This is a genomic window from Oceanospirillum beijerinckii DSM 7166 (assembly GCF_000422425.1).
Taxonomy (GTDB): Bacteria; Pseudomonadota; Gammaproteobacteria; order Pseudomonadales; family Halomonadaceae; genus Oceanospirillum; species Oceanospirillum beijerinckii.
Genome location: NZ_AULT01000023.1, coordinates 34,575 through 48,356, shown reverse-complemented (window position 1 = coordinate 48,356; position 13,782 = coordinate 34,575). Strand labels below are relative to the sequence as shown.

Genomic DNA, 13,782 nt, shown 5'->3' with positions numbered 1-13,782 from the left:
AGGTTGGAAAAGCCGCAAGGCGCCTTCCGACAATGGCTTGAGTATTGAGACCTGTATCGGATGGCGCTCCGCTTATCCGACTTACTGACATATCCAACCCGCTCTACCAAGAAACTGATTAGGAAAAGTATTCGGGAAAAACACTGGTATTGAGTTGCCGAATACCCAAACAAAATACGCATATTATTGAGGTTACTATGGAAACTTTAGGTCATTTAATCGACGGCAAACTATCCACACAAGCGGCGCGTACTCAGGACGTTTTTAACCCATCCACCGGTAAAGTCAGCAAGCAGGTGGCGCTGGCTTCCGTTGAAACCGTTGAAGAAGCAATTGCCGCTGCAGAGCGTGCCTTCCCGGCTTGGCGTAATACCCCGGCGGCGAAACGTGCCCAGATTATGTATCGCTTTAAAGCACTGCTGGAGCAACATGCGAAAAAGACCTGCAAACTGGTGGGTGAAGAGCACGGCAAGATCGCTCACGATGCAGCAGGTGAGCTACAGCGTGGTATCGAAAACGTGGAATACGCTTGTGGTGCGCCAGAGCTGTTAAAAGGTGAGCATAGCCGTAATGTAGGACCGGGTATCGATTCCTGGAGTGAATTCCAACCGCTAGGCGTAGTCGCCGGTATCACACCGTTTAACTTCCCGGCGATGGTACCACTGTGGATGTACCCTATGGCCATTGTGTGCGGCAACACTTTTGTCCTGAAGCCATCGGAACGTAACCCAAGCTCCACCATGTTCCTGGCGGAGTTGCTGCATGAGGCCGGTCTGCCACAGGGTGTACTGAACGTGGTTAACGGTGATAAAGAAGCCGTTGATGTCCTGCTGACCGACGAGCGTGTTAAAGCCGTAAGTTTTGTGGGTTCCACACCGATTGCGGAATATATCTATTCTACCGCCAATGCCAATGGCAAACGCTGTCAGGCTCTGGGCGGCGCGAAAAACCACGCCATCGTTATGCCAGATGCCGATATGGATAACGCAGTTAACCAGCTGTTAGGTGCGGCGTTTGGCCCCTCCGGTGAGCGTTGTATGGCGCTATCTGTCGCGGTAGCCGTTGGTGATGAAGCGGCGGATGCGCTGGTATCCAAGTTAAAAGAAGCGATGCAACCGCTGAAAGTGGGTGCCTACAGTGATAGCAGCAATGACTTTGGTCCTGTGATCACCCAAGCCCATATGGAAAAAGTGAACGGCTATATCAACAGTGCAGAAGCTGACGGTGCTTCTGTGGTGGTTGATGGTCGTAATCCTCAGGTAGCTGGTTTTGAAGGCGGTTTCTTTGTTGGTGCAACGCTGATCGATAACGTCACCACTGAAATGAACAGCTATCAGGAAGAAATCTTTGGTCCTGTTCTGCAGGTGGTACGTGCTAACAGCATGGAAGAAGCGATGCAGATGATCAACGATCACGAATACGGTAACGGTACCTGTATCTTTACCCGTGATGGCGAAGCCGCCCGTTATTTCTCCGATCATATTCAGGTGGGCATGGTGGGTATCAACGTACCACTGCCAGTGCCTGTGTCATATCACAGCTTTGGTGGTTGGAAACGCTCCTTGTTTGGTGATCTGCACGCTTACGGTCCTGATTCTGTTCGTTTCTACACTAAGCGTAAAACCATCACTCAGCGTTGGCCGTCCAGTGGTGTACGTGAAGGGGTGTCTTTCTCTTTCCCTAGCTGATCTCCCGATTTATCAGTCGGTTATATATAGCGAGACGTTAGCTTTATCGCCATGGCTAGCTTCATTCGCAATGACTGGCTTTATTCGAAATAAATTGCACCGCTAAACCGCATTGTTTAGCGGTCAATAAGCAGCGCCCTTCTGCTGCCCTTTTGGCTCTTTTCTCTTCCCTAACACATCGAGGAAAGAGCCATTTTTAAAGCAATCAGCGCTCAACAAAAGCTTCTCTGTAGCACAGTGCCGTGTTCTACAGCGATAGGCTGAAGCAGATCGAAGTGCTTTTTTGTGTCGCCAATTGCTTGTTTATTCGTTTGTTGTACCGCTATACCGCTCGAATGGGTGCCCATATTTAATCGCATATGGAAGACCTGTCTCTACTTATAACCAACTATTAAAAACAGATGAGATCTCAGATGAAAATTAAAACAAAGATCCTTGGAGCCCTTGGTTGTGCTTTTTCCTTAGCTTCAGTGCCGGCATCAGCTGAGCAGATATGGAGTGATTTTAGTCTTAGCTACTTATACGGTGAAGACTATGAAGTGGTGGATGATACCCAGAAGACCGTGACCGTTGAGCATGCCAGTGGCCATAACTGGGGGGATACCTTCTTCTTCGTTGATTGGCAGAAATCTGACGACGGCGATACCTCGACCTATTTTGAATTTTCGCCCCGTCTGAGTCTGGGTTATGTGACTGGCTCTGATCTCTCTTTTGGCATTGTTAAGGATGTCTATCTGGCGGGCACCTGGGAAAGTGGTGCGGGCTTTGATAACTACCTGACCGGTGTTGGCTTTAGCTTTGATCTTCCTGGCTTCCAATACGCCAATGCCAACTTCTACTACGCCAAGAACGATAATACCGATAACGATCTGATGACTACACTGACCTGGGGTGTGCCTTTCACCCTTGGTAATGCAGACTTCCTTTACGATGGCTTTATTGATTGGTCCAGCGCTGAATCAGACCACGCCGCTGAAACTAACTTCACCTCTCAGCTAAAATGGAATGCAGGCAAGCTGATGGATACCAAAGCTCCGCTTTATGTGGGTATCGAATACTCTCACTGGAGCAATAAGTATGGTATTAAAGGTGCGGATGAGCGTAATCCATCGTTACTGTTAAAGTGGCACTTCTAATAGTCTACAGCTAAATCGTCTGGCCTTTCAGGCCGCTATAAAGCACCAAACCATGACAAGCACCGTAATGGCTCATGCTATTACGGTGCTTTTTTATGGCTAAGTCGAGGCAGTGAGAAATGGAAGCTAATAAAAGGCAATGATAAAAGCCCGAGACAACAGACAAAAGCCAGAGAGAAAAGCCGAAGGAGAAAAAAGTATAAGACAGAGGAAAGGCTGGGAGCCTCGCAGTTATTGGGCGAGGAGAAAAACGGAAGCTCCCAGATACTGGTAAATCAGGCTTAGCCCACCCAGGCTCCAATCAAGGGCGATAGATCGGTTTCAAGCTCATCTATACGTGAAGAGATATCGTCAGATAGATAGCGATTAGGCAGATTTCTATATGACGGGTAAATCGCCAGGCGTTCCTTTAACTGGCAACCGCATTCTGAAGTTTTAAATTCCAGTGACTTGATCTGCGGCCAGGCCCGTTCGGGATTAATATGGTCGATGGTCAGTGGGGATACGCCACCCCAGTCGTTAATGCCTGAGCTGACATAATCCCTGTAATGATCCTGTAGATTAGGCGGTGCCTGAATACTAATGGTTGGGTCGAGAATCAAGCGAGCCACAGCTAAGGTTTTTAGCATATCCTCATGGCTGGGTTCAGGCGCATTTTCCATCGCTGTGCCCGGCTTAGCCTTGAAGTTCCGAATAATCACTTCCTGGATATGACCGTATTTCTGATGGATCTCGTTTATTGCAAACAGGCTATCCACCCGTTCCCGCCAGGTTTCACCAATGCCAATCAGAATACCTGTGGTAAAGGGCACATCATGTTTACCAGTCCACTCCAGAGTACGGATACGTTGCAGCGGCACCTTATCTGGACAGGCATAGTGGGCCTGGCCTTTTTGCAGTAACCTACGACTGATGTTTTCCAGCATCATACCCATACTGGCGGACACAGGGCGCAGCTTAAGCACCTCTTGTTCTGTCAGCGAACCGGCGTTAACGTGAGGCAGAAGGTTGGTGTTCTCAAGCACCAGACGGCACATATCGTAGAGATAATCGACTATGGTGCTGTAACCTCTTTCCTCCAGAAACTGACGCGCTTCCGGGTAGGTCTTTTCGGGTTTTTCGCCCAAGCTGAATAGCACTTCCTTACAGCCCAGCTCTTCACCTCGACGCACCACCGCCATGACCTCTTCTGGTGTCATAATATTGGCTTCTGGCGAACCCGGTGGTTTAACAAAGGTGCAGTAGCCACAGGTATCGCGACACATATTGGTCAGAGGTACAAACACCTTTTTTGAATAGGTGATGACATCACCCCAGTGCAGCTCACGTATTGCCAGGGCCTGGTTACGCAGTTGCTGAATTTGCTTGTTATCCGCGTTTTCAAAGCTATAAGCCTGATCAAGAGATAGCATCGCTTATCCTCCCAGATCGTATTTTTATTTTAGTCATCGGTATGGGTTTGGCAGCACCATATCCAAGAGAGTGAACTCAATATAGATTTATTTTACCATACGGTCAAATTTTTAATATTTACGATTTACATGATGAAAAGCGACAGTTTTCTACAGATAGAATCTTGCACAGTCTCAGGTACGGAGAGACTTATCGTTGGAATGGTTATTCATGAATAATCTTGCATGATCGGTTAGTACAATCGACCTTTGGATAAAGAGTTGGGTTATTTTTTGTTATTCGACAGAGTTTTTTTAAATTAGGGGCCGAAATGTAGGGGGCTTTCATCAGTGAAAATGACTAGAAACAGACTTGATTTAGCCCATATGATCAAATCATATTTTAGTGATGTAAGTAGTGGCTTAAATACTTAAATAGATTGCTGGCTTATCCTTATTATTTTAGAGCCCGCGCTTTCTTTTTAATGGGTTGTAATCGCGCTTTATAAAAGTTATGGTTCTAATTATTAGTAATCTAACCATTGACTTAAAGAAAGGAAAGCTTTAGTGAATCCAGGGGTTCCATTTGAGATACCTCATCCCTATACTCGCCGCCTCGTTAGCTTGTTCAGGCTAACTTCCTGCATAAAGCCACTAAATTCACCCGTTTAAAATCTGAGTACTGCCGTGCGCTCAACTATTACGCCTTTATTGTCGTTGTTTGTCAGCTGTTTCATCCTGATGCTTGGCAACGGTTTGATTAATATTTTACTGCCCGTGCGTATGCAGCTGGAGCAGATGAGCACCGATACTATAGGTATGGTGTTGTCTCTTTATTATATCGGCATGCTGGCAGGTAGTCTGCTGAGTAAAAACCTGATTAATCGTTCGGGCCATATCCGTATGTTTGCCGGTTCTATTGCATTGGCAGCGGTGAGTATTCTGATCTGTAGCCTGTATACTGATCCGATTCTATGGGGCGCAATGCGGGTGTTGATTGGCTTCTGCTGTGCCTGCGCCTATACAGCCATGGAAAGCTGGCTTAACGGTGCTTCGACAAAAGAGACTCGGGGTAAAATCCTGGCGTTTTACAACGCAGTGGTATTGGGGGCTATGTTTGCCGGTCAATTCCTGATTAACCTGGCATCACCGGCGGAGGCAATCCTGTTTGTACTGGCTGGTATTATCCTGTGTCTTGCCGTGGTACCTATGGCCTGGAGTCGTCAGCGCGGCCCCGAGGTATCTGATACAGAATCCATGTCAATTATTGCTCTGTTTAAGCGTTCACCTCTGGGTGTGGTGGCTTGTTTTACCTCAGGGATTATCTATTCAGCGGTATTTAACCTGGTCCCTCTGTTTGCGTCTCATTATGGTATTACGGGCTTTGATCTATCGTTATATGCCGGTTCCGCAATTCTGGGCGCATTTTTGCTGCAATTCCCGGTGGGGTATCTATCAGACCGCTTTGATCGTCGCTCGGTGTTGTTTATGGCACTGCTGTTATCCAGCGCAGTGGGTTTCTCAGTTCAGGTTCTGGCCGAGATGCAGCGGTTTATTGCGATGTCGGTCACAACGGCTATATCGGCAGGTATTATCGCCTGTACCTATCCGCTAAGTATCTCCGAAGTATTTGATAAGCTGAAACAAAGTGAGATGGTAGCCGCGATGGGTAGTCTGATTATGGCTTTCTCTATCGGTGGTGCCTTTGGCCCTTACGGTGTTTCTCTGGTGATGAGACAGTTTGGTAATGACGCCTTGTTCTATTTCCTGGGTTGTATCCAGTTGATGCTGGCGGCATTTGTCGTGTTGCAGATGCGTGTGCGCACGGCATTGCCAGCAGAAGAACAGGAAAACTTTGTTATGCAAAGCGGTGCTGTACCTGCGGGTGTTAATCTTGACCCTCGGACCGAGTATGTCGAAGCCATTATGCCATTAAGTCCAGAGGCTCAGACTGCGGTAGAAATCGCTGAGCAAGACCCTGCCACTGCGGTTCGTATGGCAAAAGCTCTGGTGGTTGCTAAGCCAGAACAAGGCGTTGAAATTGCCGCTGAAGTGGCCAAGGTTGATGGTGTTGATCCGTTACGTCTGTACGAGGTGATGCTGGAAACCGTACCGGATCAGATACTTGAAGTGACCTCCGCGATGGTTAAAGCAACTCCTGACTTGGCGTATGAGCTGGTACGTAAGCTTGCAGAGGCGGCACCGGATGAGGTGGTAAGCGTTGCTGCAGAGATCGGTCGTACTCTGCCGGAACTGCGTATTGATATGGCTAGGGTTGCCGTGGAATCTGCTCCTGAGTCTGCGGTAGAAGTAGCGGAATATTATGCTCAGGTGATGAGTGAAGAGCGTGCGTCTGTTCGTCCCGCTGATCGTGAAGATGATACCTCCGAGCAGGATGCGGCTGACCTGGTGAGCCAGCTGTCTGAACTGGCACCGGAACATACTATTGAGATGGCGACTACTATTGTAGAGGCTGTGCCAGACAGTGCGGTCAATGTCGCAACAGAAGTAGCCAGCAGCCTACCTGAATGGGGCTCTGAAGACCTGAGTCGTGAGCACGTGATTAATGATCAGGACGCCGCTGAGCTGGTAACCCGTCTGGCGGAAGCCGCCCCTGAGCACGCCATGGATATTGGCGTTGCAGTAGTAGAGGCTCAACCGGAAGCGGCGGTTGCTATTGCAACAGAATATGCCAATACAATTTCCGAGCGTCAGACGGAGAGTGAAGATCCGCACAATGAAAAGAACCTGGAAGACTCGACTAGCATCTCAGCTCAAGCCGATGAGGAAACCTGTAGCTTTGGCCCGGAAGAAAATACGGTAGTCGATACGAAGCGCAGAGTAGTGCAGAGTTCAGAGCGCGATACAGAAGAGATGAAGGTTTCATCTGACAGTATCGATAACAGCTCTGAATCCAATATCTCTCAGGAAGCGGTAGAGCTGGTAAATCGTCTGTCTGAAGCGGCACCGGATCAAGCAGTGGATATTGGTGCTGCAGTGGTTGAAGCCGTACCGGAAAGTGCTTCAGGCGTGGTCGAGGCACTGGTGGAATCTGACCAGATACAGGACAGTGATCTGGTATCTGATCTAAGTGATAGGCCGAATAGTGATAGACCGAATCAGAGTGGAGCAGATCAGGCGCCTGATGACAGAAATGCCAGTCAATCCGGAGGGGAAAAATAGTTATCCTTATTTAGTTGGATTTAGACTAAGATAATTAGCGTCAGGACTCTTATCCCCAGCCCCTGTGATTTTTCTGTAAGTCAGAATACATAGTCTCAGGGGCCTCTTTTTATCTGTTGCTTTTAGGCTATATGTAGCCCTTGGTGCAACGATAAACGTTAGATTCCAAAATATGGCGTTGTTAATGCTTACTGCCAAGCGTTGAATAGGCTCTGATCAGAAGCAAAGTGATTAAACCTTAATTAGTGCAGGCTTAAGGCTTCAGCTCACTGAGTTCAGTTAATAGTGTCATTAATTGCTGTAGCTTCTCTTCACCAAACTTATCAATAAAGGCCTTATAACGAGCGTCTACATCCGGGCTCATCTTATCAAACAGGTCGCGTGCCTTATCGGTCAGGCTGAGCAGAATTCGACGTTGATCTTCCGGCGATTTACGGCGTTGGATATAGCCCTGCTGTTCCAGACGATTAACAATACCTGTCAGGCTGGGGCTTAACATACAGCAGTGTTTTGCCAGCTGTTTGGTTTCAAGCTCGTCATAAGCATGTAGGGCTCGCAGGATACGCCACTGTTGTTCTGTAACTCCGTTTTCCTGTAACAGAGGGCGGAAAAAGTTCATGGAAGCATCACGAGCTTTTAATAGTTGTAGTGGCAGTGAATCTTCAAATTTTCGCATGTCAGCCCACGGTTTTAAAAATAGTTAACATATTATCTCTTTTATTGTCACGATGAGCAAAAAATATGCAAGCCCTGCTTTTTTATACCATGAGTGATAATTTTTCTGAGCGTGAACACGCTTTTTTCGCTAGGCTTAGGTTGAGCTTGGTTTTGCAGCGCGCCAGTTAAATCTGGCGGGATTAGGTGTTCACTAAGTAACACCCTCTGCTCAGTTTGTGTATCCTGGTTTTTTACTTTGAAACTGTCTTAACTAAGTCAAAGCCACGAAAATGTAGTCTTTAGACCTGTTTCTAAAGTGGTACATTACCTACTGTCATTATCCTCTTTTTTGTAATATATTCTCCAGAAGTTGCTTTTTGCTCAGTTTAATTCAAGCTATTTTGTTCCTTGGTGAACATAAATTCAGGTGTGACAACCTGAAACAGCATTGCATTTGGTTAATATGTTAATTAATATCTTAACTAAATCCCGATGGAATGGGCTGAATGCCACGAGCCTGGATTGCACAGGCAAATCTTGAAGCAACTTAATTAAAAACAACAATTATTCAACAAAGGCAAATTGGAGAACCCATATGAGACTGCTGAAAAAGCTCCCTGCACTGCTGGCTGGCGTAGCCTTATCAACTTCTGTAATGGCTGCGGATACGACACTGCGAGTCGGTAGCTGGTTGCCACCAAGCCACCCTCAAAACGCTGTTGTATGGCCAACCTGGGCTAAGTGGGTTGAAGAAGCTACAGAAGGTCGTGTCGAGGTCGTCGTTGAGTACGGTCTGGGCCACCCTAAAACCATGTATGAACTGGTAGAAGATGGCGTTATTGACGCATCTTTCAGCTACCACGGCTATGTTCCAGGTCGTTTTAAACTGACTCAAGCGGTAGAGCAACCTCTGCTGGGCGCTTCTGCTGAAGCAGCATCTGTTGCTCACTGGCGTGTTTTTGAAAAGTATTTTGCGCAAGCAGACGAGCATGAAGGTCTGGAGGTCATTGGTCTGTTTACCCACGGTCCTGGTCAGATCCATATGGCTGATCCGATCAACTCACTGGCAGATCTGGAAGGTAAGAAAATCCGTCTGGGCGGTGGTGTTCAGGGTGAACTGGGTCACCGTATGGGTGTAACTGCAGTAGGTGCTCCGGCTCCTAAAGTATATGAAATGATGCAGCAGGGCGTAATTGACGGTGTATTCATCCCTATGGGTGAGCAGAAGTCTCTGCGTCTGAAAGAAGTGGCTAAAAACGTAATTGCACTGCCTGGTGGTATGTACCTGGGTAGCTTCGCGATGTTTATGAACCCGGACTTCCTGGCGGATCTGGATGCAAAAGATCGTGAAGCGATTCTGAGTGTTTCCGGTGAGAAACTATCTGCTATGGCGGGCCGTGCATGGGATGCCGGTGATGAAGAAGGTCTGAAAGCAGCGCTTGAAGATGGTGTGAACGTCACTGTAGTCAAAGCAGGCGATCCTCTGGCGAAAGAGTTTGAGGCGCTGACTAAAGGTATGGATGAAGCTTTCCTGAAGTCTGTAGAAGATCGTGGTGTTGACGCTAAAGCTGCTCTGGCTGAACTGCGTCAGATCGCTCGTAGCTATGGTCAATAAGGCCATTGGGCTAACTGAGGAGCATTTGTATGACGTTTAGTGCCTGGCTTGCCGCGCACTACGAAGAAAAAGGGCCAGTCGCCTGGCTGGCCTTTTTTCTTGAGTTAATTGCGGCTTTAACACTGTTTTTCTTAATGATGCTGACCTGCGCGGATGTGTTTGGCCGTTACTTTTTGGGCAACGCAGTCGATGGGGCAACCGAACTGACAGAGATGGGAATTGCGATTCTGGTTTTCGCCGAGATGCCTGTTATTACCTGGCGTGGTGGTCAGGTTGTAGTGGATATCCTGGATCGCTGGATGAGCAACACCGTACTGAAAGTTCTGGGTTTGATCTCAGCATTTTTAATCTCTACATCCCTGTACTTCCTGGCTGAGCGTATTTTGTACCTGGCTGATCGTTCCTTCCGTCGTGAGGAGGTCACGGAATATCTGCAATGGCCTGTGGGTTACATTATCGAGTATGTCGCGATCATGAGCTGGGTGACTGCAGGTGCCATGATCACCTATGGCGTATATCGACAACTTGTTTTATCCAAAGACTAGTCTTCAGCAGATTAACAATAATTACGGCTAACAATCACAGGTATTTTTTCCAATGATTACTGCACTGACCGGCTTTGCGATCCTGCTGCTGATTATCGTAGTGCTCAGGGTACCTATTGCTTTTGCGATGGGCCTGGTGGGCTTCTTCGGTTTTGCATTTATGCAGGGCTTAAGCTTTGATAACTTCATGGATTTCCGATGGACCGGTGCCCTATCCATGGCGTCAAAACGGGTTGTTGATACAGCCCAGGAATACAGCTTATCTGTAATCCCTCTATTTATTCTGATGGGTAACCTGGTAACCAAGTCAGGTCTGTCTCATGAGCTTTATCGTGCTTCCAACGCCTTTCTGGGCCATAAGAAGGGCGGTCTGTCCATGGCGACTGTTGTAGCCTGTGGTGGTTTTTCTGCCATCTGTGGTTCCAGTCTGGCAACTTCTGCCACCATGGCAAAAGTAGCGATGCCGCCAATGCGTAAGTATGGCTACTCCGATTCACTGGCCACGGCCTCGATTGCAGCCGGTGGTACGCTGGGTATTTTGATTCCGCCCAGCGTCATTCTGGTGATCTATGGTCTGTTAACCGAGAGCAGTATCCGTGAATTGTTTGCGGCGGGCTTTATCCCAGGCTTCCTGGGTATTCTGCTCTATCTGGGCGCGGTACGTTATGTGGTATGGCGCAATCCAGAAGCAGGACCTTGTGGTGAGAAACTCGAATGGCCAGAGCGCATTAAAGCGCTGAACGGTGTCTGGGGTGTGCTGATCCTGTTCTCCATCGTAATGGGTGGTATCTATCTGGGTGTCTTCACACCCACAGAAGCAGCAGGTATTGGTGCCGGTGGTGCTTTCGTTATTGCACTGATGCGTAAGAGTCTGTCTTTCGGTAGCCTGTTCGACATCCTGACCGATACGGCGCGCACCTCTGCCATGTTGTTCTCGGTAGTGATTGGTGCACTGATCTTCTCCGACTTTATTAACCGTGCCGGTCTACCAGCGGAACTGCTGGAGTTTGTGACCAACCTGGATGTATCACCAATGATGGTGATCATGGTGATCCTGCTGATCTATATCGTTCTGGGCATGGTATTTGAAAGTCTGTCTATGTTGCTGCTGACAGTGCCGATCTTCTACCCATTGGTACAGAGCCTGGGCTTCGATCTGGTATGGTTCGGTATCGTAGTGGTGGTAGTGACTGAGATCAGTTTGATCACGCCGCCAGTGGGGATGAACGTTTTCGTGCTCAGTGCGGTGCTCAAGGATGTGAAAGCAAGCACCATCTTCAAAGGTGTAACGCCTTTCTGGTGCGCGGATATCGTACGTCTGGCACTGATCACCTTATTCTCTGGTATCTCTCTGTTCCTGCCAGAACTGCTGTATCGCTAGGAACGGGCACGATAGCGAAGTATCGATATGCTGAGCTATCCTCCGTCGCGCTTAATGCCTGCATCGATGACTACCCATGTAATCGTTGCAGGTATTTACTATCTCTAAGAGGATTTAACGATGCTGCCTGGTGTTAAAAAAATCTTATACGCATCTGATATTGAAAAAGGTTCCCGTCCTGCATTTCGTGCTGCAGTGAGTTTATGCGGTCACTACAAGTCTGAAATCACCTATCTGCACGTGATCGAAAAATTAAGCTCGTCTGCAGAAAGCCTGATCAACAATATGGTCACCGTGGATCAGTCTCTGCATGATCTGCAGGAGCAGGGCCTTGCGAACCTGAAAGTTAAGCTTCAGGAGCGTATTGATAAGTTTTGTGCAACAGAGCTGGAAGAAAGCGAAATTCTGCAAGAGGGTCAGCTGAAAACCATGATCCGTGAAGGCAAACCCTGGAGAGAGATTGTCAAAGCAGCAGACGAGATTGACGCCGATGTGATTGTAATGGGTATTCGCTCCCACTCTGCTGTTGAGCAGTTCCTGCTGAGTTCTACTGCTCATAAAGTAATGAATAACAGTCAGCGCCCAGTACTGGTTGTACCACTGAAGCACTGAGTGATCTCTTTATGCTGCCAGGACTGCAGAAATGTTGCCCAAGCAGTCAAAATAAAAACCGCCTCGCTACAAGGCGGTTTTTTTCTGCCTGTTTTCTATTTGAGAATAATTATCATTTGATTTAGTATAAATAACATGTATTCTCATTTATGGAGCATTGGCAATGTTATTTCTATGGACCGAGCATCACCGTAAACTGCTGAATATGCCTGTTTCAGAACAGGCTGAGGTTTGGTTTGAGTGGATGAATCATGCTGCATTGCATTACGAGTTACAACAATGGCAGGAGGCGATTCCTAATTTGGGCTGTGCTTTTGATCTGAGTTGTCAGTCTCTGCTGTGTGAAGCTGCAGATCATAATCCCCAAGAGCAAAAAAACATTGCCACTCAGCTAACTCTGGCCGCTATCTATCTGGCCAATGCTTATCAGCATTACAAGGACTACGACAAGGCTCAGTTTGTATTAGCGAAAGCATTGCGTGCTCTGCATCTAAGTGGGGTGGCAGGGCTATCAGATAGCGCAGATTGGGCTCAGGAGTGTACCCAGATTTTATTACATCAAGAGCGGCACGAAGATTACTTTGAACGCTATCTGAATTTACCCTTTGCCTGTTGCAAACAAAGGGCATTTGCGCCTCACCTGCACTGATTGAGGAGTGCAGTTTTTGAAAATAAGGGCCTTGCTGTGGGGTTAAGTCGCGATGACACGATTACGTCCCTGAGCCTTGGCTTGGTACAGGCGGTTATCGGCCAGACTTAGCATACTGTCGAAGCTTTGCCCTTCACTAAGCTCCGCTACGCCTATGCTGACTGTAACGGTCAGGCCTTCGGGCTGTGCCGCTTCGATGGCCTGCCGCAGTTGCTCCGCCCGTTGTAATGCGGATGGCAGGCTACATCGCCCTAGTAAAAGGACGAACTCTTCCCCGCCTATACGAGCGGCGATATCATCTTTTCGGCTCTGTTCCTGCAATATTTTAGCGATTGCTTTCAGTACACTATCGCCGGTGGTATGACCATGCTGATCATTGACCTGTTTAAAGTGGTCTACATCTATCATCAGCAGGCTTAATGGGAAGAGATAACGCTTTGATTCAGCAATCTTCTGTTCTGCGGCTTCCATCAAATAGTGACGATTGTAGAGATCGGTCAGCTGATCATGCAAAGCCAGGTTTTGCAGCATATCCCGTTGCTGTTTCAGGGTGATCTGTGTTCTGACCCGTGCCTGTACGATGGCGGGGCGAATAGGCTTGGTGATGTAGTCTACAGCGCCCAGATGTAAGCCATATTCTTCATCCTGATCAGCATCACGGGCAGTCACAAAAATGATAGGAATATTCTTGGTATCATTGTGCTGTTTGAGATGTTGGCACACCTCATAGCCTCCCATATCAGGCATCTCAATATCCAGCAGGATGAGATCCGGTACAGGCGCGCAGGTGGCCAGCTCAAGACAACGAGCACCATTAGTGGCTATCTTTAGCTGATAGTTTTCTTTTAAACAGGCTGCCAGTACCTGGATATTCACAGGAGCATCATCGACAACCAGAATCACGGGCTTATCCGCCATGTAGCCT

11 protein-coding genes are annotated in these 13,782 nt (G+C 47.9%); 8 read left to right on the top strand and 3 right to left on the bottom strand.

Annotation, left to right across the window (positions count from 1 at the left end; translation table 11 throughout):
• Nucleotides 1-197: 197 nt before the first annotated feature.
• Together H579_RS0108075 and H579_RS0108065 are read left to right on the top strand one after the other, a co-directional pair.
• Nucleotides 198-1,688, top strand: a complete 1,491-nt coding sequence (locus tag H579_RS0108075; protein ID WP_028300249.1) for a CoA-acylating methylmalonate-semialdehyde dehydrogenase — start codon at nt 198-200, stop codon at nt 1,686-1,688.
• A gap of 413 nt (nt 1,689-2,101) precedes the next feature.
• Nucleotides 2,102-2,824, top strand: a complete 723-nt coding sequence (locus H579_RS0108065) for a DUF5020 family protein (protein ID WP_102049308.1) — start codon at nt 2,102-2,104, stop codon at nt 2,822-2,824.
• A gap of 281 nt (nt 2,825-3,105) precedes the next feature.
• On the opposite strand, the gene cofG is transcribed toward H579_RS0108065, so the two are convergent.
• Nucleotides 3,106-4,236: a 7,8-didemethyl-8-hydroxy-5-deazariboflavin synthase CofG gene (gene cofG, locus H579_RS0108060; protein WP_028300247.1), complete on the bottom strand. Its 1,131-nt coding sequence runs from the start codon at nt 4,234-4,236 to the stop codon at nt 3,106-3,108.
• A 666-nt stretch (nt 4,237-4,902) separates the two neighbouring features.
• On the opposite strand from cofG, the gene H579_RS24825 reads away from it, so the two are divergent.
• Complete coding sequence (locus H579_RS24825; RefSeq protein WP_281167027.1) at nt 4,903-7,398, top strand: MFS transporter; 2,496 nt, start codon at nt 4,903-4,905, stop codon at nt 7,396-7,398.
• Between the two features lie 253 nt (nt 7,399-7,651).
• On the opposite strand, the gene hpaR is transcribed toward H579_RS24825, so the two are convergent.
• On the bottom strand, nt 7,652-8,074 hold the full coding sequence (gene hpaR, locus H579_RS0108050) for a homoprotocatechuate degradation operon regulator HpaR (RefSeq protein ID WP_028300246.1): 423 nt from the start codon (nt 8,072-8,074) through the stop codon (nt 7,652-7,654).
• Between the two features lie 576 nt (nt 8,075-8,650).
• On the opposite strand from hpaR, the gene H579_RS0108045 reads away from it, so the two are divergent.
• The 5 genes from H579_RS0108045 to H579_RS0108025 all read left to right on the top strand — a co-directional run bounded on the left by H579_RS0108045 (nt 8,651) and on the right by H579_RS0108025 (nt 12,857).
• On the top strand, nt 8,651-9,670 hold the full coding sequence (locus H579_RS0108045; RefSeq protein WP_028300245.1) for a TRAP transporter substrate-binding protein: 1,020 nt from the start codon (nt 8,651-8,653) through the stop codon (nt 9,668-9,670).
• A 29-nt stretch (nt 9,671-9,699) separates the two neighbouring features.
• Complete coding sequence (locus H579_RS0108040; protein ID WP_028300244.1) at nt 9,700-10,215, top strand: TRAP transporter small permease; 516 nt, start codon at nt 9,700-9,702, stop codon at nt 10,213-10,215.
• Nucleotides 10,216-10,267: 52 nt separating this feature from the next.
• Nucleotides 10,268-11,596 carry a TRAP transporter large permease gene (locus H579_RS0108035; RefSeq protein ID WP_028300243.1) on the top strand — a complete coding sequence of 443 codons (1,329 nt, stop codon included), beginning with the start codon at nt 10,268-10,270 and terminating at the stop codon, nt 11,594-11,596.
• A gap of 120 nt (nt 11,597-11,716) precedes the next feature.
• Complete coding sequence (locus H579_RS0108030; protein WP_028300242.1) at nt 11,717-12,208, top strand: universal stress protein; 492 nt, start codon at nt 11,717-11,719, stop codon at nt 12,206-12,208.
• A gap of 163 nt (nt 12,209-12,371) precedes the next feature.
• The gene (locus tag H579_RS0108025; protein ID WP_028300241.1) at nt 12,372-12,857 is read left to right on the top strand and encodes a hypothetical protein; all 486 of its coding nucleotides are present in this window, start codon (nt 12,372-12,374) and stop codon (nt 12,855-12,857) included.
• 42 nt (nt 12,858-12,899) lie between these two features.
• Here the strand turns inward: H579_RS0108025 and H579_RS0108020 are convergent, their stop codons facing one another.
• Nucleotides 12,900-13,775, bottom strand: coding sequence for a GGDEF domain-containing response regulator (locus H579_RS0108020; protein WP_028300240.1), 876 nt, complete (start codon nt 13,773-13,775; stop codon nt 12,900-12,902).
• Nucleotides 13,776-13,782 lie beyond the last annotated feature (7 nt).